Genomic DNA, 16,991 nt, shown 5'->3' on the forward strand with positions numbered 1-16,991 from the left:
TTAATTTTTTTTGGGGGTTGGTGGAGGGCTGTGGTTACCCCCCCGGGGGGGGGCGGGTGTGGTGGGGGGGGGGGGCCGGGGGGGCCCCGGCCCCCGCCACCGGAACCCGGTCAGTCGACCGGGTCGACCTCCGGCTGCTCGCCCTTCACGCCTGAGGCGCCGAGGTTGTTGTCGAAGATCTGCTGCCAGACGTCGCCGCCGTCGGTGAACATCGTGTTGATGAACTCCTGCAGCGCGGTGTCGCCCTTGGCGAGGCCGACGCCGTAGCGCTCCTCGCTGAAGACGTCGCCGACGACCTTGAGGTTGTCGGGGTCTTGGGCCGCGTAGCCGATGAGGATCGCCTCGTCGGTGGTGACCGCGTCCACCTGGCCGTTCTTGAGGTCCTCGACGCAGGCCGAGTAGGTGTCGTACTCCTTGGTCTGCGCGGTGCCGAGGTCCTTGATCCGCTGGATCGACGTCGACCCCGTCGCCGAGCACACCACCATGTCGGCGGTCAGCGAGTCGGGCCCGTCGATGGTGTCGTTGTCAGCCGCGACGAGAAGGCCCTGACCCGTGATGAAGTACGGCCCGGCGAAGGAGATCTGCTCCTTGCGCTTGTCGGTGATCGAGTACGTGCCGACGTAGTAGTCGATGTCGCCGTTCACGATCGCCTGCTCGCGGTTGGCCGACGCGATCGGCTGGAACTCGATCTGCTCCTCGTCGAAGCCGAGGGACGCCGCGATCCACCGTGCGACATCCACGTCGAATCCGGTGCGCTCCCCCGTGGTCGGGTCGAGGTAGCCGAGACCCGGCTGGTCCTCCTTGACACCGACCTTGACCGTGCCGCGTTCGGTGATGGCGTCGAAGGTGGGGCTGCCGTCGATGGTCACGTCGGTCGCGACCGTCCAGGGGGTGCTCGACCCGCCGTCGTCCCCGCCGCCGTCCGACGCCGAGGGCTCTGCGCCGGGCGTGCCGCTGTTGCACGCCGTCAGCGCGAGGGCTGCGATCGCGATGCCCGCGAGAGCCCCGCCGATCCTTAGGTTCCGCATGTGATCCTCCAAGTCCGTTCCGTGTATACCTTCGTTCGCCGCGCCGGTGCAGGCGCGGACGTCAGTGGGTGAGCAGCTTGGACAGGAAGTCCTTCGCCCTGCCGCTCTGCGGGTTCGTGAAGAACTCCTCGGGCGTGGCCTGCTCGACGATCTGCCCGTCGGCCATGAACACCACGCGGTCGGCCGCCTTGCGCGCGAAGCCCATCTCGTGGGTGACGACGATCATCGTCATGCCGTCCTGGGCGAGGCCGACCATGACGTCGAGCACCTCGTTGATCATCTCGGGGTCGAGCGCGCTGGTCGGCTCGTCGAACAGCATGACCTTCGGCTGCATCGCGAGCGCGCGTGCGATCGCGACACGCTGCTGCTGACCGCCGGAGAGCTGGGCCGGCAGCTTCGACGCCTGGTGCCCGACGCCGACGCGGTCGAGCAGCTGCTTGGCGAGCGCCTCGGCATCGGCCTTCTTCATCTTCTTGACCTTGATCGGCCCGAGCGTCACGTTCTCGAGGATCGTCAGGTGCGAGAAGAGGTTGAACGACTGGAACACCATGCCGACATCGGCTCGCAGGCCGGCGAGGCCCTTGCCTTCTTTCGGCAGCTCCTTGCCGTCGATCGTGATCGTCCCGCTCGTGATGGTCTCCAGGCGGTTGATCGTGCGGCACAGCGTCGACTTGCCGGAGCCGGACGGCCCGATGACGACCACGACCTCGCCGCGGTTGACCGTCAGGTCGATGTCCTTCAGGGCCTGGAAGTCGCCGTAATGCTTCTGGACATCCTTGATCTCAACAAGCGGATCCCCGCGCCGCACCGAGATGTTGCTGGTCGGTGTCGATTCACCGCGAGGCGCGCTTTCGTCGGGCGTCATATCGCCACCCTAGGGCGGGCTTCCGACCCGAGGCCAGAGCACCGCACGGGTCTTAACCGTGTTGTAACAGGACCGCGACCCGCCTCAGTCGGCCGCTCGCTGCGCGAACGCCGTCTCGTACAGGCACACGCTCGCGGCGGTCGCCAGGTTGAGCGATTCGGCGGCGCCGTAGATCGGCAGGCGCAGCGACAGGTCGGCGAGGGCCAGCGCGTCCTCCTCCAGTCCGCGCGCCTCGTTGCCGAACAGCCAGGCGGTCGGCCCGGCCAGCAGGTCGCGCGATGCGAGGAAGTCGCCGCCGCCGACATCGGCCGCGATCACCTGCACGCCGGCGGCATGGGCCTTCTCGACCGCCGTCGCGAGGTCCACGCCGACCGCGACCGGCACGTGGAACAGCGAGCCCGTCGTCGCGCGCACGACCTTGGGGTTGTAGGGGTCGACCGTCCGGCCGGTCAGGACGACGGCATCCGCCCCCGCCGCATCCGCGGCGCGGATGATCGTGCCCAGGTTGCCCGGATCGCGCACCTCTTCGCAGATCGCCACGAGCCGGGGCAACGCGGCGAACACCTCGCGCAGGGACGTCGGCGACTGGCGTGCCACCGCGACGATGCCCTGCGGCGTCACCGTGTCGGCCATCGCGTCGAGCACGGCCTCGGTCGTGTAGACGACCTCCAGGCCGGCATCCCTCGCTGCGTCGCGCACGTCGGTGTGCTTGTCCATCGCCGTCGGGGTCGCGAAGATCTCGACGAGCGTCTCAGGCTTGTAGGCCAGCGCCTCGCGCGCGGCCTGCGGCCCCTCCAGCAGGAACAGCCCGGTCTCTTGACGGGCGCTGCGCTTCGTCAGCTTCGCGACGGCGCGGACACGCGGAGAGCGGGGGTTCTCGAGCACGGCATCAGTCTAGGGACAAGAAAGGGGCGCCCTCCGTGTGGAGGACGCCCCGTTTCCGAGTGGATGCCGGTGTCAGGCGCTCTTGGGAGCGTTGACGTTCTCGGGCAGAGCCTTCTTGGCGGTCTCGACGAGCGACGCGAACGTCTTGGGCTCGTTCACCGCGAGCTCGGCGAGCATGCGGCGGTCGACCTGCACACCCGCGAGGCCGAGGCCCTGGATGAAGCGGTTGTAGGTGATGCCGTTCTGGCGGGCAGCGGCGTTGATGCGCTGGATCCACAGACGGCGGAAGTCGCCCTTGCGCTTGCGACGGTCGCGGTACGCGTAGACGAGCGAGTGGGTGACCTGCTCCTTCGCCTTGCGGTACAGGCGCGAACGCTGACCACGGTAACCCGAGGCGCGCTCGAGGATGACGCGACGCTTCTTGTGGGCGTTGACGGCCCGCTTGACTCTAGCCATTTCGTTGTATTCCTATTCGTGCGTCGGCGCGCTCAGCGACCGAGGAGCTTCTTGGCGACCTTGGCGTCACCGGGAGCGAGGACCTGCTCCTGCGACAGACGGCGGGTGCGGCGGCTGGACTTGCCCTCGAAGTTGTGGCGAAGGTTCGCCTGCTGCTTCATGAGCTTCCCGCTGCCGGTGACCTTGAAGCGCTTCTTGGCGCCCGAGTGGGTCTTCTGCTTCGGCATCTCTTCTTCCTTCGTTTCCATCCCGCGCAGGCGGGAGTCGGTATCCCGCGGTGCGGGAGTCTGTGGGGCCTTATTCGGCCGGGGCTGCCTCGGCCTCGGGGGCCGGGGTCTCGGACGCCGGTGCGCCGTTGCGGGCGGACCGTGCGGCCTCCTTGTTCGCGGCGCGCTGAGCGTTCTGCTCGGTCTTCACCTCGGACTTGTTCTTGTGCGGTGCGATGACCATCACCATGTTGCGTCCGTCGATCGTGGGGTTCGACTCCACGGTGCCGAACTCGGCCACGTCCTCGGCGAACTTGCGGAGCAGACGCACACCCTGCTCGGGACGCGACTGCTCGCGACCGCGGAACAGGATCATGGCCTTCACCTTGTCGCCGGACTGGAGGAAGCCCTCGGCGCGCTTGAGCTTGGTGATGTAGTCGTGAGCCTCGATCTTCAGACGGAACCGGACCTCCTTGAGGACGGTGTTCGCCTGGTTGCGACGCGCTTCCTTGGCCTTCTGCGCGGCCTCGTACTTGAACTTGCCGTAGTCCATGATCTTGACCACGGGCGGCTTCGAGTTGGGGGCCACCTCGACGAGATCGAGGTCGGCTTCCTGAGCCAGGCGCAGCGCCACCTCGATGCGGACGACGCCGACCTGCTCTCCGTTCGGGCCGACGAGGCGGACCTCGGGCACCCGGATGCGGTCGTTGGTGCGGGGATCGCTGATGCGGAACTCCTTCATGCGGATGGATTCGCGGAAAGAGTCACGCATTCCACCCGGCACGACGCGAGCGCCGGCTCTCGCACCCTGAACTACCCCTTCCGCAAGCGGTCGGGGCGGAGTGCATGACCCGGTAGCCTGGAACGGCAAGCGCGGGTGGGATGTGATCCACTTTCCGATCCGGTGCAGAACGCACCGGAGACCGCAGCAGTCTATCAGAGAGAACGGCGTGGACACGATTCGAGACCAGGACGGCGACCAGACGAGCACTGTGGCGGTAGACGCCGAACGTCAGGCCCGCTGGGAGGAGCAGGAACGCGCGGCGGCCTCCGCCACCCGCGACATCGCGGACGTGCCGGCCGTCGAGGTCATCACCACGGCCGCGGTGCACCTCATGAGCGCGGCCGCCGTGAAGGTCGGGCTCGCCGACGATCCGGAGACGCAGACCGACCTCGACGAAGCGCGCAAGCTCATCAACGCGCTGGCAGGACTCATCACGGCCGGGGCGCCTGAGATCAGCGACATGCACGCGCGGTCGCTGCGCGACGGCCTGCGCTCGCTGCAGCTCGCGTTCCGAGAGGCCTCCGTCATCCCCGACCCGATCGGCAAGGGTCCCGGCGAGAAGTGGACCGGCCCGGTCAACTGACCCGGCAGGCGTTCGCCGTCACACCTGTGCGAGGGCGGATGCCGCGGCGCCGAGCGTGCGCTCGGCCTGCGCGGCATCCGTCCCCCAGTTGCTGACCGAGAACCGCAGCACGGACCGCCCGTGCCAGTGCGACGACGACGCGAACGCGACGCCGTCCGCCCGCAGCGCATCGGCCCACGCGTCGGTCGCCGCGTCGTCGGCGCGGGCCACGCACACCTGCGTGAACACCACGTCGCCCAGCACCTCCACCCCCGGAAGCCGCGACAGTCCGGCGGCGAGGGCTGCGGCGGCATCCGTCAGCCGGTCCACGAGCGCGGCGACGCCGTCGCGCCCCATCGCCCGCAGCGCGGCGTACGTCGGCACGCCGCGCGCCCGCCGCGACAGTTCAGGCACGCGGTCGTGCGGATCGGCGTGGTCGGAGCTCGCGGTGCGGCTGAGGTAGGTCGCGGTCATTCCCATCGCGGCGCGCAGCGCCGCCGGGTCCGCGACGATCGCGATGCCGCAGTCGTAGGGCACGCTGAGCGTCTTGTGCGCGTCCGTGGCCCACGAATCAGCCCGTTCGACGTGGGCCACCAGCGGACGGGAGCGAGGGGATGCCGCGGCCCACAGCCCGAACGCGCCGTCGACGTGCACCCACGCGCCGGCGAGGTGCGCGGCGGCGATGGCGGGGCCGAAGTCGTCGAACGCGCCGGAGTGGAGGTTGCCGGCCTGCAGCACGACGATCGTGGGGCCGTGGTCCACCGCGAGCTCCGCCTCGAGGGCGGCCACGTCGATGCGCCCCTGGTCGTCGGCCGGCACGACGACGGGTGCGCCCAGGCCGAGCATGCGCACCGCGTGGTCGACGGTGTCGTGGCGCTCCTCACCGACGATCACGCGCACGCGCGGCCCGCCCGCGAGCCCCTGGATCGAGGCATCCCAGCCGACGTCGCGCAGTACCGCATCGCGCGCCGCCGCCAAGCACGTGAAGTTCGCCACCGTCGCACCGGTCACGAAGCCGACATCAGAGCCGGCCGGCAGCCCGAGCAGGTCGACGATCCACTCCCCCGCCAGCTCCTCCGCGGCCACCACGCCCGGCGTGACGGCACGCAGCGCCGTGTTCTGGTCCCACGCCGAGACGAGCCAGTCGGCCGCGAGGGCGGCCGGCTGCGTCCCGCCGATGACCCAGCCGTAGAAGCGCGCGCTCGGCATCCCCATGAGTCCTGGTTCCACCGCGATCGCGAGGTCGCGCACGACGGCCTCGGCGTCGGTCGCGTCGTCGGCGAGCTCGCGGCCGAGCGCGTCCTTCACGTCCTCGATGCCGGCTCTGGGCGGGATCGGACGCTCATCGAGGGCCGCGAGCCAGGAACGGGCGGAATCCGCCGCGGCGTCGAGCGCGCGCGCGAACACGTCGGGATCGGGGTGCATCGGTGCGACCTCCCTGCGACTTCTGCCGTCGCGAGACAGGAGGACTCTATGCCCGCGGGGCCTCGTCTGTCTCGGGCGCGCGCGTCAGGCGCGGACGAGCTTCACGACGAGCGAGTCCACGAGCACCGCGATGCGGTCGTCGGCGGCCCAGCGCTTGGCGAGGCGCGCGAGCACCGCGTCGAGCTCGTCCTTCTCCAGCCCCTGCATCAGCTGCAGCCGCACGACGAGCTCGGGACCGCGCAGCCGCGCCTCGGGATCCCCGGACTCGACGACGAGATCGATGACCGCGAGCTCGCCGCCGATGCTGCTGTGCAGGCCCGCCACCACCTCGGGCGAGACGAAGCTCGGCTCCCACGCCGTGCCCTGGCCGATCGCCCAGACCGCGGGCCGGCGGATGACGAACTCGGTCTCCGAACCGGGGTCCACCACGATGAGGTCGGTGTCGTCGGCCGCCGCCGCAAGCGCGGTGCGGACGCCGTCCGCCGGGACCGGCCGGGCTGCGGCATCCCATCGCCGCATCGTGTCGACCGACGTGAACACCGGCAGCACGCGCCGGCCGTCGGGAGCGGCGACCGTCACGATCGACAGCTCCTGCGTCTTGTCGACCTCGAGGCCGTGCGGGCCGATGCCGTGGTCGCCCTTGTCGGCGATCAGCGGGATCAGCAGGCGCGCCGAACGGTACGCGTCGACCACCTCGCGCTGCGTCCCCTCGCCGGCGCGGAACGCGGTCAGCGCGGCCAGCAGCGCGGGGTCGGCCGAGCCGTCGTCTGCGGCATGCGGGTTGCTGTGGAAGCTGCGACCCTCCCACGGGACGCCGGCGGAGTCGGCGCCGTGGTGGGGGTGCGCGCCGGCGCCGGGCTCAGTGTCCGGCGACATCCAGCGCCTCGGCGAGCGTGAACGCACCGGCGTACAGCGCCTTGCCCACGATCGCACCCTCGACGCCCAGCGGCACGAGGTCGCGCAGCGCTGCGATGTCGTCGAGACTCGACACGCCCCCCGAAGCCACGATCGGCTTCGGCGTGCGGGTCGTCAGTTCGCGCAGCAGGTCGAGGTTCGGGCCCTTCAGCGTGCCGTCCTTCGTGACGTCGGTGACGACGTAGCGGCTGCAGCCCGCGGCCTCCAGGCGGTCCAGGACCGTCCACAGGTCGCCGCCTTCGCGCGTCCAGCCGCGAGCGGCGAGCGTCGTGCCGCGGACGTCGAGCCCGACGGCGATCGCGTCGCCGTACCGGCTGATGACGTCGGCCGCCCACTCCGGGTTCTCCAGCGCAGCGGTGCCGAGGTTGATGCGCGACGCGCCGCTCTCGAGCGCGGCCTCCAGCGTGCGGTCGTCGCGGATGCCGCCCGACAGCTCGACCTGCACACCCTTGACCTGCTTGATCACACGGCGCAGCACGCCGGCGTTGCTGCCGCGGCCGAAGGCGGCGTCGAGGTCGACGAGGTGGATCCACTCCGCCCCCTGGCGCGCGAAGTCCAGCGCGGCGTCGACGGGGTCGCCGTAGCTCGTCTCGGTGCCCGCCTCGCCCTGGGTGAGACGGACCGCCTTGCCGTCCGCCACGTCGACGGCGGGCAGGAGGACGAGTTTGGGTGTGGACGCGAAATCGTTCATGTTTCCCTGGCTGATCAAAGTCTTGTGCGTGCGGACGGGGTCACGCGCGACGATCGCCGACGCGGACGGGCACGAGTTCAGAGGGTAGCCGCGCCGAGGCCGTCGATCCAATTCGCCAGCAGCCGGATGCCGGCATCCCCTGATTTCTCGGGGTGGAACTGGGTCGCCGACAGCGGGCCGTTCTCGACGGCCGCGAGGAACGGCGTGCCGTAGTCGCACCACGTGAGGACCGGCTGCGGGAACGGCGGCTGCACGTCGAGCAGCCACTTCTGCGCACCGAACGAGTGCACGAAGTAGAACCGCTCGTCCTCGATGCCGCGGAACAGCCGGGAGCCTTCCCCCGCCTGCACGGTGTTCCAGCCCATGTGGGGCAGCACCGGTGCGTCGAGCTCGGTGACGACGCCCGGCCATTCGCCGAGGCCCTCGGTGTCGACCGCGCGCTCCACGCCGCGCTCGAAGAAGATCTGCATGCCGACGCACACGCCGAGCACAGCACGACCGCCCGCGAGGCGTCGTTCGATGAGCTCGTCGCCGCGGCTCGCGCGCAGCGCCTCGGCCACCGCGCGGAACGCCCCGACGCCCGGGACGAACAGGCCGTCGGCATCCATCACGAGACCGCGGTCGGAGGTGAGCCGCGCGTCGGCTCCCGCCGCGATGAGCGCCTTGACCGCGGAGTGCACGTTGCCCGAGCCGTAGTCGAGCACCGCGATGACCGGCTTGCCGCCGTCGCCGGCCACGTCGGTCACAGCGCGCCCTTCGTGCTCGGGATGCCCACGACCAGCGGATCGAGCGCCTTGGCCTGGCGAAATGCGCGCGCGAACGCCTTGTATTCGGCCTCGGCGATGTGGTGCGGGTCGCGGCCCGCCAGCACGTTCACGTGGACGGTGAGCGCCGCGTTGAACGAGATGGCCTCGAACGTGTGCCGCACGAGCGAACCCGTGAAGTGCCCGCCGATGAGGTGGTGCTCGAAGCCGGCCGGCTCGCCGGTGTGCACCAGGTACGGGCGCCCGCTGATGTCGACGACCGCCTGCGCGAGCGCCTCGTCGAGCGGGACAAGGGCGTCGCCGTAGCGCGAGATGCCGGACTTGTCGCCGAGCGCCTCGCGGATCGCCTGACCGAGCACGATCGAGATGTCTTCCACGGTGTGGTGCGCATCGATGTCCGTGTCGCCCGACGCGCGCACCGTGAGGTCGGTCAGCGAGTGCTTCGCGAACGCGGTCAGCATGTGGTCGAAGAAGGGCACCGTCGAGTCGATGCGGCTGCGGCCGGTGCCGTCGAGGTCGAGCTCGAGCTCGACGGTCGACTCGCTGGTCGCGCGCCGGAGAGAGGCGGTACGGGGTGCGGCGCTCATGCGGCCGATCCTACCGAGGCGAGGGCGTCGAGGAACGCTGTCGTCTCGTCGGCGGTGCCCGCCGTGACGCGCAGGTGGTGCGGGATCCCGACGTCTCGGATCAGCACGCCCTGGTCGTACAGCGCACGCCACGTCGTGGCCGGGTCGTCGACGTCGCCGAACAGGACGAAGTTCGTCCAGGAATCGTGCGCGGTGTATCCGAGCGCCTCCACGGTGGCCGAGATGCGGTCGCGCTGGGCCACGATCTCGTCCACCATGCCCAGCATGACGGGCGCGTGCCGCAGCGCGGCGCTCGCGGCGGCCTGCGTGAGGGCGCTGAGGTGGTACGGCAGCCGCACCAGGCGCAGCGCGTCGACGAGCGCGGGATCCGCGGCGAGGTAGCCCACACGCGCTCCGGCGAAGGCGAACGCCTTGCTCATCGTGCGCGACACCACGAGGCGCTCGCGCCCCGGCAGCAACGTCAGCGCGGAGCGGGCGTCTGCCGGCGCGAACTCGAAGTACGCCTCATCGACGATCACGATGCCGTCGGTCGCGTCGTAGACCGCTTCGACGACGTCGAGCCCGAGCGGCGTGCCGGTGGGGTTGTTCGGCGCACACAGGAACACGACGTCCGGGGCGGCGTCGGCGACCTGCGCCGCGGCGTCCGACGCGCTCACGGTGTAGTCGTCGGCCCGTGTCCCCGGCACCCATCGGGCACCTGTGCCTCGCGTGAGGAGCGGGTACATCGAATAGGTCGGTGAGAACCCGAACGCTGTGCGCCCCGGACCCGCGAAGGCCTGCAGGATGTGCTGCAGCACCTCGTTCGAGCCGTTGGCCGCCCAGATCTGATCGCGCGTCAGGCCGTGGCCGAGGTAATCGGCGAAGCCCTCGCGGAGCGCCGTGAATTCGCGGTCCGGGTACCGGTTGACGTCGCGGAGCGCACGGGCGATCGCGTCGAGGATGTCGTCCGCCACGTCCTGCGGCACGGGATGGGTGTTCTCGTTGACGTTCAGGGCGACGGGCAGGGCTGCCTGCGGCGCGCCGTACGGCGTCTGGCCGCGGAGGTCGGCGCGTAAAGGGAGGTCTTCGAGACGTGCACTCACCCCTCCCATGGTAGAGCGGTGCAGCACCGGGCCTCCCCCGCGTGACGAAGCGCGACGTGGAGCGTCAGCGGCCTTCCGTGAACTGCGCAGGGATCGCGAGCTGCTGCCCCACCTGGACCGCGACGCCGTTCAGGGCGTTCAGACGGGCGATCTGATCCACGACGTCGCGCGGGTCGTGGCCGGGCGCGACCTCCTCGGCGATCGACCACAGCGAATCACCCGCCGACACGATGACCGATTCGAACGAGTCGGCCGGCGCCCCGCCCTCGAGTGAGGCGAGCGCGGCTCCGCCTCCGAGTGCCATGGCCGCCCCCAGGGCGATGAGCGCAGGCAGGGCGGCGAGCAGCGCCAGCACGCGGCGGCCGCGCACGGTCAACCGCAGGCGCGTCGTGCGGACCGGTGTCGCAACGGACGTCGGGAAGCTGATCGCAGTCATGCTCTTCTCCTCCTGCTGGGGAGAGATTCGCATTCCCCGCTCGGCCGGGAGCGGGGAATCCGAACCTCTCTTCCGAAGCTATCTTCGATTCTGAGTTGTGTCAACAGTCGATTCCGGTGCTCATCCCTCGAACGCGACACGCGGCCGGGTTGTTCCCTTCCGCGCGCGTATCCGGATACGGTTTCGATAAGAGAACCCCACCACGGGCCTCCGACATTCGAAGAAACAGCGCTCGACGACGCAGCGCAGGACGGAGCCGGACATGAGCGACGCGGCCGGGCGCGACAAGCCCCAGACCCGACGGCGCAAGAGCCTCAGCGACAAGCAGCTCGCGATCCTCGAGGTGATCCAGCGCTCGATCGCCCGTCACGGCTACCCGCCGAGCATGCGCGAGATCGGCGATGCCGTGGGCCTGAAGTCGCTGTCCAGCGTCACCCACCAGCTCAACCAGCTCGAGCTCAGCGGCTACCTGCGCCGCGACGCCGGCAAGACGCGCGCCATGGAGGTGCTGATCGATCTGCCCGGCACCTCCACCGAGAATCCGGCCGACTCGGTGCCGGCACTGGGCGATGCCGCCCTCGTGCCGCTCGTCGGGCGCATCGCGGCGGGCGTGCCGATCACAGCCGAGCAGCAGGTGGAGGAGATCTTCCCGCTCCCGCGTCAGCTCGTCGGGAAGGGCGATCTGTTCATGCTGAAGGTCGCGGGCGAATCGATGATCGACGCCGCCATCTGCGACGGCGACTGGGTGGTCGTCCGCTCGCAGGCGACGGCCGACAACGGCGACATCGTGGCCGCGATGCTCGACGGCGAGGCGACCGTCAAGACGTTCCGACAGCGCGACGGCCACACGTGGCTGCTGCCGCGCAACTCGGCGTTCGAGCCGATCCTCGGCGACGAGGCCGTCGTCCTCGGCAAGGTCGTGGCGGTCCTGCGGGCCGTGTGACCCCGGCCCGCGCGCGCCGGGGTCGGCGAGGCGCGCGACGACGCGCGACGCACGGTTCGGCCACGTGCGGAGCGGCAGGTGGCGGGATGTCACCCCCAGGCGCTATAAGGGGGGAATGACCGCCGATGCGACGACCGCAGACGACACCGCCGAGCTTCGAGCACGCCTGGAGGCGCTCGAGGCCGAGAACGCCCGGCTTCGGGCGGAGACCCCTTCGGGCGGCCCGGGCGACGAGCCCCGAGGGGCGCGCGGCTCGCGCTGGCGAGCGTTCCTGTCGGCCCTGTGCATCGTCATCGCGTCGATCCTCGTGCCGGTGTCGATCGTGTCGGCGTGGGCACGTGTCGAGCTCGTCGACGAGACCCGGTTCGTCGAGACGTTCGCCCCGCTCGCGGACGACCCGCAGGTGCAGGCGCTCGTCGTCGACCAGGTGACCACGGCCATCGAGGACTCCGTCGACATCGAAGGGATCACGAACGACCTGTTCGACGGCCTCGAGCAGCTCGACCTCCCCCCGCGGGCCCTCGCCGCCCTGAACCTGCTGCGCGAGCCGGCGATCCAGGGCGTGCAGGGCCTGATCGACACCACCGTCACGAAGCTCGTGCAGTCGGACGCCTTCGCGGACGTGTGGGAGACGGCGCTGCGCGCGAGCCACCGCTCTCTCGCGGCCGTCGCCGCCGGGGGCACGTCGGACGGCGCCGTGGTCATCGGCGACAAGGGCGAGGTCGGGATCCAGCTCGGACCGATCATCGAAGAGGTCAAGCAGCGACTCGTCGACAACGGGGTCGGGTTCGCCTCGTCCATCCCCGTCATCAACCAGACGATCGTGGTGGCCCAGAGCGACGCGCTCACGATCGTCGGCACGGTCTACAACCTCGCCGTGGCTGTCGGCTGGTGGACGCCGATCGTCGCGCTCGTTCTCTTCATCGCCGGCATCCTGATCGCCCGTCGCCGCTCGACGGCGGTGCTCGGCACCGGCGTCGGCATCGCCGCGGGTGCAGGCATCCTCGCGATCACCCTCGGGGTCGCCGGATCGGTGCTGGCCCTCAGCGCCCCGAAGCTCGGCGTCTCGGCCGGCGCGCTCACCTCGATCTACGACCAGGTGACCTCGGCCATGCGCGACACCGCCGTCGTGCTGACGCTGCTCGGCGTCGTGATCGCCGTCATCGCGTGGACCTCGGGACGTTGGCGCGGCGCGCGTGCGACCCGCAGCGGTGTCGCCTCGGTGAACGCGGGCCTGCGCCGCTCGCTCCGGGCGCATCGCGTCGACACCGGCCGCGTCGGATCGTGGCTCTTCGCACAGCGCGTGCTCGTCCGGATCGTGCTCGGCGCGCTCGCCATCGTGTGGCTGATGCTGCTGCGCCCGCTGAGCGTCGGCGAGGTGTTCCTCGTGCTCATCGTGTGGCTGCTGGTGTGGTGGCTGTTCGAGCTGCTGCAGCGCCGCCCCGGTGAAGAACCCGTCGTCCCGGCCGAAGCAGCCCCGGACGAGGATGCCGCCGCCGCGTCGTCGGCGACGAGTGAGGCCGACGGCGACGCGAACGACACGCTGCCGCTCCCCTCGCCCGATGCCGAGACCGTCCCGCTCCCCGACCTCGAGGCCTCGCCCGCCGCGAGCGCGTCGTCGGGCGCGGACGCGGATCCCCCTCGTCCGAAGAAGGGCGACTGACGCCGATACGCGAACGGGAGGGCCGGTGCAGTCGCACCGGCCCTCCCGTCATGTCCGGGCGTCAGGCGTTGAGACGCTCGCGCACATCCGTCGTTGCGGCCACGAGGTTCCGCAGCGACGCGACCGTCTCGTCATATCCACGGGTCTTGAGCCCGCAGTCCGGGTTGACCCAGACGCGGCGCAGCGACAGCTCGTCGACCGCGCGGTCCAGGAGTGCGCCGATCTCGGCCACCGCGGGCACGCGGGGCGAGTGGATGTCGTAGACGCCCGGGCCGATGCCGGCCGCGAACCCGGAGGCGGCGATGTCGCCGATCACCTCGCCGCGGCTGCGGGCCGCCTCGATCGAGGTGACGTCGGCATCGAGCGCGGCGATCGCGTCGATCACGACGTCGAACTCCGAGTAGCACAGGTGCGTGTGCACCTGCGTGGCGGGCGCCGCCCCGGCCGTCGCGAGCCGGAACGACCCGACCGACCAGTCGAGGTACGCCGGCTGGTCCGCCTGCTTGAGCGGCAGCAGCTCGCGCAGCGCGGGCTCGTCGACCTGGATCACGCGGATGCCGGCGGCCTCGAGGTCTGCGATCTCGTCGCGCAGCGCCAGGGCGACCTGGTTCGCGGTGTCGCCGAGCGGCTGGTCGTCGCGCACGAACGACCACGCGAGAATCGTGACCGGGCCCGTCAGCATGCCCTTCATGGGCTTGTCGGTGAGCGACTGGGCGAACACCGACCAGTCGACCGTGATCGGCGCCGGACGCGAGACGTCGCCCCACAGGATCGACGGACGGGTCGCACGGGAGCCGTACGACTGCACCCAGCCGTGCTGCGTCACGGCGAAGCCGTCGAGGTGCTCGGCGAAGTACTGCACCATGTCGTTGCGCTCGGGCTCGCCGTGAACCAGGACGTCCAGTCCCAGGTCCTCCTGCAGCGCGACGACGCGCGAGATCTCGTCGCGCAGGAAGCCCTCGTACTCGTCGACGGTGAGCTCGCCGCGGCCGTGACGCGCACGCGCCCGGCGGATATCGCCCGTCTGCGGGAACGAGCCGATCGTCGTCGTGGGAAGCAGCGGCAGACCGAGTTCCGCGTCCTGCGCCGCGACGCGCTCGTCGTAGTCGCCACGATCGAAGTCGCCGGCGCCCAGCCCGGCGACCCGGTTGCGCACGGCGCCGTCGCGGACGCCCGGAGCGTCGTGCCGGTCCGCCAGAGCGGTGGATGCGGCATCCAGCGCCTCCGCGATGCTGTCGCGCCCCTGCACGAGGCCGGTGGCCAGCGTGACCACCTGGGCCGTCTTCTGATCGGCGAACGCGAGCCACGACGCGAGCCGGGGGTCGAGCGCGCCCTCCTCCTCGACATCGTGCGGCACGTGCTGCAACGAGGTCGACGTACCGGCGGTCACCTGCGCCGCGCCGAGCCCCTGAAGCGCATCGAGACGCGCCCAGGCGCCGGCGAGGTCGCCGCGCCACACGTTGCGACCGTCGATGACGCCGCCGACGAGGGTCTTGCCCTCCAGCCCCGGAACCGCCGGCGGCACGGCGCCGCGGGTGAGGTCGATCGCGACGGCTTCGACGGGTGCCGCTGCGAGCGCCGTCCATGCGGCCGGCGACAGCTGGGCGTAGCCGGCGGCCACGAGGACACGCGGGCGGTCGGCGGCCGCACCGAGCACCGCGTAGGCGCAGGCGGCGGCATCCGCGAGCTCGTCCGACGACGCCGCGAGGCTCTCGCTCACGAGCGCAGGCTCCTCGAGCTGCACCCACTCGGCACCCGCGGCGCGCAGCGACGCCAGCAGCTCGGCGTACACGGGCAGCAGGTCGTCGAGCCGGTCGAGCGGCGCGAAGCCCTCGGGTGCGCCGTCGGCGGCCTTCGCCAGCGCGAGAAGCGTCACCGGCCCGACCACGACGGGGCGCGTCGTGTAGCCGTCCGCCTTCGCCTCGGCGACCTGACGGGCGAACCGGTCGCTCGACAGCGAGAACGTCGTCTCGGGGCCGATCTCGGGCACGAGGTAGTGGTAGTTCGTGTCGAACCACTTCGTCATCTCGAGCGCCGCGTCCTCGCCGGCACCGCGCGCGGCCGTGAAGTAGGCGCCGAGGCCGATGCTTCCGTCGGCGCCGCGGAGTGCGGCGAACCGCTCGGGCAGCACGCCCACGGCGACCGCGGCGTCGTGCACCTGGTCGTAGTACGAGAAGGATTCGGGGATCGACGAGTCGTCGCGGCCCAGTCCGAGCTCGGCGAGCCGGGCGCGCGCGGCACGGCGCAGCTCGGCGGCCGTGGTCTCGAGCGTCGCCTCGTCGATCGTGCCGGCCCAGTGCGCCTCGACGGCGCGCTTGAGCTCGCGCCGGCGTCCGATGCGGGGGTATCCGAGGATCGTGCCGTGCGGGAAGGGGGTGCGTGAGTCGGTCATCGTGCTCTCTCTTTCGGTGTCGATCAGTGGGCGTGGGGGTGTTCCAGGGGTCGCCGAAGAGACCCGTCGGACGCCCGACGGGATGCGGCGCCCGGTTCAGCGGACGGCGTCGGGCATTCGGACGGGGGCGACGATCCCGGCGTCGCGGAGCACCGCGAGCACCGTGTCGTGGTTGTTGAAGGCGTAGAGGTGGATGCCGGGCGCACCGCCGTCCACCACCGCCCGGGCGAGTGCGGCGGCATGGGCGACGCCGACGGCGCGCTGCCCCTCAGGCGTCTCCTCGGCCTCCAGCGCCGCGGCGAGCGCATCTGGGCGCGGGACCTCGGTGAGCTCGAGCGTGCGCCGCAGCCGCGCGGGCGACGTGATCGGCATCACGCCCGGCAGGATCGGGATCGTCACCCCGGCCTCCCGGGACGCGGCGACGAACCCCAGGTAGTCGTCGGCCTCGAAGAACAGCTGCGTGATGGCGAGGGTCGCCCCCGCCGCCTCCTTGGCCAGCAGCGCGTCGATGTGCTCGGTCGCGTGCCGCGAGCGCGGGTGGCCGTTGGGGAACGCGGCCACCGCGATGTCGACCTTCGGTCGCCGGTCGACCCGCACCGCGCCGGGAACGCCCGGGATGGGTGCCTCGGCGTACGGCTCCCGCTCGGCCTGCACGCGGTCGATGAGCTGCACGAGCTGCGCCGAGCTCTCCAGGTCGCCGAGGAACGCATCGCCCTGCGTGGCACCCACGGGCGGGTCTCCCCGCAGGGCCAGGAAGCTCGTGATGCCGGCATCCAGGAACTCCCGGATGAGGGCGTTCGCACCCGACCACGTGTTCCCGACGCACGTGAGGTGGGCGAGCGGCTCGACGTCGGTCTCGCGCAGGATGTGCGTGAGCAGTTCGAGGGAGCGCCCGCCGGTCGAGCCGCCGGCGCCGTAGGTCACCGAGATGAAGCGCGGATCGACGGATGCCAGGTGCCGGATGGTCTCGTGCAGCGCCGGCCACCCCGCCTCGGTGCGAGGGGGGTACACCTCGAACGAGATCGGCACGGGTGGCGTGCTCAGGTCGATCGGCATCGTGTGCTCTCCGGCGGGACAGTGCTATCGGTGGGACAGGGCTGGGCCGATGCGAGAAAGTCCGGTCGGCCGCGGCACCGCTCTCTCGCCGCCTGCACGGGGCACGGGCGGAGGGGTGTCATCGCGGGCGGGTGCCGGGCTCGGCTGTCGCTCCTGCCCGGTCACGACCGGGCGACGATGCGTCCACCGTAGCGGATGCGGCACGGGCCTCGACGCCTGTGACGTTCTGTTTCGCCGCGCGCGACGCCGGG

General features: G+C 71.2%; 18 protein-coding genes. 3 read left to right on the forward strand and 15 right to left on the reverse strand.

What is annotated here, in order from left to right; genetic code table 11:
- Nucleotides 1-110: 110 nt before the first annotated feature.
- From ACFWJ8_RS11185 to infC, 6 genes are all read right to left on the reverse strand, one after another.
- On the reverse strand, nucleotides 111-1,028 hold the full coding sequence (locus tag ACFWJ8_RS11185) for a glutamate ABC transporter substrate-binding protein (RefSeq protein WP_378811371.1): 918 nt from the start codon (nucleotides 1,026-1,028) through the stop codon (nucleotides 111-113).
- Nucleotides 1,029-1,089: 61 nt separating this feature from the next.
- A complete protein-coding gene (locus tag ACFWJ8_RS11190) occupies nucleotides 1,090-1,893 on the reverse strand; it encodes an amino acid ABC transporter ATP-binding protein (RefSeq protein WP_378811373.1) in 804 nt (267 codons plus the stop codon).
- 84 nt (nucleotides 1,894-1,977) lie between these two features.
- The gene (locus ACFWJ8_RS11195) at nucleotides 1,978-2,778 is read right to left on the reverse strand and encodes a TrmH family RNA methyltransferase (RefSeq protein WP_378811374.1); all 801 of its coding nucleotides are present in this window, start codon (nucleotides 2,776-2,778) and stop codon (nucleotides 1,978-1,980) included.
- Between the two features lie 72 nt (nucleotides 2,779-2,850).
- Nucleotides 2,851-3,234 carry a 50S ribosomal protein L20 gene (gene rplT, locus ACFWJ8_RS11200; RefSeq protein ID WP_018172233.1) on the reverse strand — a complete coding sequence of 128 codons (384 nt, stop codon included), beginning with the start codon at nucleotides 3,232-3,234 and terminating at the stop codon, nucleotides 2,851-2,853.
- Between the two features lie 32 nt (nucleotides 3,235-3,266).
- The gene (rpmI, locus tag ACFWJ8_RS11205; RefSeq protein WP_018172232.1) at nucleotides 3,267-3,461 is read right to left on the reverse strand and encodes a 50S ribosomal protein L35; all 195 of its coding nucleotides are present in this window, start codon (nucleotides 3,459-3,461) and stop codon (nucleotides 3,267-3,269) included.
- Between the two features lie 70 nt (nucleotides 3,462-3,531).
- A complete protein-coding gene (gene infC / locus ACFWJ8_RS11210; RefSeq protein WP_378811711.1) occupies nucleotides 3,532-4,182 on the reverse strand; it encodes a translation initiation factor IF-3 in 651 nt (216 codons plus the stop codon).
- A gap of 208 nt (nucleotides 4,183-4,390) precedes the next feature.
- Between infC and ACFWJ8_RS11215 the strand changes: the two genes are divergently transcribed.
- Nucleotides 4,391-4,807 carry a DUF1844 domain-containing protein gene (locus ACFWJ8_RS11215; protein WP_378811375.1) on the forward strand — a complete coding sequence of 139 codons (417 nt, stop codon included), beginning with the start codon at nucleotides 4,391-4,393 and terminating at the stop codon, nucleotides 4,805-4,807.
- Between the two features lie 18 nt (nucleotides 4,808-4,825).
- On the opposite strand, the gene ACFWJ8_RS11220 is transcribed toward ACFWJ8_RS11215, so the two are convergent.
- From ACFWJ8_RS11220 to ACFWJ8_RS11250, 7 genes are all read right to left on the reverse strand, one after another.
- Complete coding sequence (locus ACFWJ8_RS11220) at nucleotides 4,826-6,211, reverse strand: pyridoxal phosphate-dependent decarboxylase family protein (RefSeq protein ID WP_378811376.1); 1,386 nt, start codon at nucleotides 6,209-6,211, stop codon at nucleotides 4,826-4,828.
- An 84-nt stretch (nucleotides 6,212-6,295) separates the two neighbouring features.
- Nucleotides 6,296-7,087, reverse strand: coding sequence for an SseB family protein (locus ACFWJ8_RS11225; RefSeq protein ID WP_378811377.1), 792 nt, complete (start codon nucleotides 7,085-7,087; stop codon nucleotides 6,296-6,298).
- On the reverse strand, nucleotides 7,071-7,817 hold the full coding sequence (gene priA, locus ACFWJ8_RS11230; protein WP_378811378.1) for a bifunctional 1-(5-phosphoribosyl)-5-((5-phosphoribosylamino)methylideneamino)imidazole-4-carboxamide isomerase/phosphoribosylanthranilate isomerase PriA: 747 nt from the start codon (nucleotides 7,815-7,817) through the stop codon (nucleotides 7,071-7,073). Before priA ends, ACFWJ8_RS11225 begins: the two co-directional genes overlap by 17 nt.
- Before the next feature lie 77 nt (nucleotides 7,818-7,894).
- Nucleotides 7,895-8,563 (reverse strand): imidazole glycerol phosphate synthase subunit HisH, encoded by a 669-nt coding sequence (gene hisH / locus ACFWJ8_RS11235; RefSeq protein ID WP_378811379.1) that lies wholly within the window; start codon nucleotides 8,561-8,563, stop codon nucleotides 7,895-7,897.
- Nucleotides 8,560-9,168 carry an imidazoleglycerol-phosphate dehydratase HisB gene (gene hisB, locus ACFWJ8_RS11240; RefSeq protein ID WP_378811381.1) on the reverse strand — a complete coding sequence of 203 codons (609 nt, stop codon included), beginning with the start codon at nucleotides 9,166-9,168 and terminating at the stop codon, nucleotides 8,560-8,562. Before hisB ends, hisH begins: the two co-directional genes overlap by 4 nt.
- The gene (locus tag ACFWJ8_RS11245; RefSeq protein WP_378811712.1) at nucleotides 9,165-10,259 is read right to left on the reverse strand and encodes a histidinol-phosphate transaminase; all 1,095 of its coding nucleotides are present in this window, start codon (nucleotides 10,257-10,259) and stop codon (nucleotides 9,165-9,167) included. The genes hisB and ACFWJ8_RS11245 overlap by 4 nt, the downstream gene beginning before the upstream one ends.
- 55 nt (nucleotides 10,260-10,314) lie before the next feature.
- Nucleotides 10,315-10,686 (reverse strand): LysM peptidoglycan-binding domain-containing protein, encoded by a 372-nt coding sequence (locus ACFWJ8_RS11250; protein WP_378811383.1) that lies wholly within the window; start codon nucleotides 10,684-10,686, stop codon nucleotides 10,315-10,317.
- 262 nt (nucleotides 10,687-10,948) lie between these two features.
- Here ACFWJ8_RS11250 and lexA point away from each other — a divergent pair, with 262 nt between their 5' ends.
- Nucleotides 10,949-11,629, forward strand: coding sequence for a transcriptional repressor LexA (gene lexA / locus ACFWJ8_RS11255; protein ID WP_378811385.1), 681 nt, complete (start codon nucleotides 10,949-10,951; stop codon nucleotides 11,627-11,629).
- A 115-nt stretch (nucleotides 11,630-11,744) separates the two neighbouring features.
- Nucleotides 11,745-13,292: a hypothetical protein gene (locus ACFWJ8_RS11260; protein ID WP_378811387.1), complete on the forward strand. Its 1,548-nt coding sequence runs from the start codon at nucleotides 11,745-11,747 to the stop codon at nucleotides 13,290-13,292.
- 61 nt (nucleotides 13,293-13,353) lie between these two features.
- Here the strand turns inward: ACFWJ8_RS11260 and metE are convergent, their stop codons facing one another.
- Entirely contained in the window at nucleotides 13,354-15,684 is a 2,331-nt protein-coding gene (gene metE / locus ACFWJ8_RS11265) for a 5-methyltetrahydropteroyltriglutamate--homocysteine S-methyltransferase (protein ID WP_378811388.1), read from the reverse strand.
- A 96-nt stretch (nucleotides 15,685-15,780) separates the two neighbouring features.
- Nucleotides 15,781-16,740 carry a methylenetetrahydrofolate reductase gene (locus ACFWJ8_RS11270; RefSeq protein ID WP_378811390.1) on the reverse strand — a complete coding sequence of 320 codons (960 nt, stop codon included), beginning with the start codon at nucleotides 16,738-16,740 and terminating at the stop codon, nucleotides 15,781-15,783.
- Nucleotides 16,741-16,991 lie beyond the last annotated feature (251 nt).

This window comes from Microbacterium sp. NPDC058389, assembly GCF_042722305.1.
Taxonomy (GTDB): Bacteria; Actinomycetota; Actinomycetes; order Actinomycetales; family Microbacteriaceae; genus Microbacterium.

Coding starts and splice junctions, on each gene's coding strand:
- ACFWJ8_RS11185 (WP_378811371.1), bottom strand. CDS start 1,028: ATGCGGAACCTAAGGATCGGCGGGGCTCTCGCGGGCATCGCGATCGCA.
- ACFWJ8_RS11190 (WP_378811373.1), bottom strand. CDS start 1,893: ATGACGCCCGACGAAAGCGCGCCTCGCGGTGAATCGACACCGACCAGC.
- rplT (WP_018172233.1), bottom strand. CDS start 3,234: ATGGCTAGAGTCAAGCGGGCCGTCAACGCCCACAAGAAGCGTCGCGTC.
- rpmI (WP_018172232.1), bottom strand. CDS start 3,461: ATGCCGAAGCAGAAGACCCACTCGGGCGCCAAGAAGCGCTTCAAGGTC.
- infC (WP_378811711.1), bottom strand. CDS start 4,182: ATGAAGGAGTTCCGCATCAGCGATCCCCGCACCAACGACCGCATCCGG.
- ACFWJ8_RS11220 (WP_378811376.1), bottom strand. CDS start 6,211: ATGCACCCCGATCCCGACGTGTTCGCGCGCGCGCTCGACGCCGCGGCG.
- ACFWJ8_RS11225 (WP_378811377.1), bottom strand. CDS start 7,087: ATGTCGCCGGACACTGAGCCCGGCGCCGGCGCGCACCCCCACCACGGC.
- priA (WP_378811378.1), bottom strand. CDS start 7,817: ATGAACGATTTCGCGTCCACACCCAAACTCGTCCTCCTGCCCGCCGTC.
- hisB (WP_378811381.1), bottom strand. CDS start 9,168: ATGAGCGCCGCACCCCGTACCGCCTCTCTCCGGCGCGCGACCAGCGAG.
- ACFWJ8_RS11245 (WP_378811712.1), bottom strand. CDS start 10,259: ATGGGAGGGGTGAGTGCACGTCTCGAAGACCTCCCTTTACGCGCCGAC.
- ACFWJ8_RS11250 (WP_378811383.1), bottom strand. CDS start 10,686: ATGACTGCGATCAGCTTCCCGACGTCCGTTGCGACACCGGTCCGCACG.
- lexA (WP_378811385.1), top strand. CDS start 10,949: ATGAGCGACGCGGCCGGGCGCGACAAGCCCCAGACCCGACGGCGCAAG.
- ACFWJ8_RS11260 (WP_378811387.1), top strand. CDS start 11,745: ATGACCGCCGATGCGACGACCGCAGACGACACCGCCGAGCTTCGAGCA.
- metE (WP_378811388.1), bottom strand. CDS start 15,684: ATGACCGACTCACGCACCCCCTTCCCGCACGGCACGATCCTCGGATAC.
- ACFWJ8_RS11270 (WP_378811390.1), bottom strand. CDS start 16,740: ATGCCGATCGACCTGAGCACGCCACCCGTGCCGATCTCGTTCGAGGTG.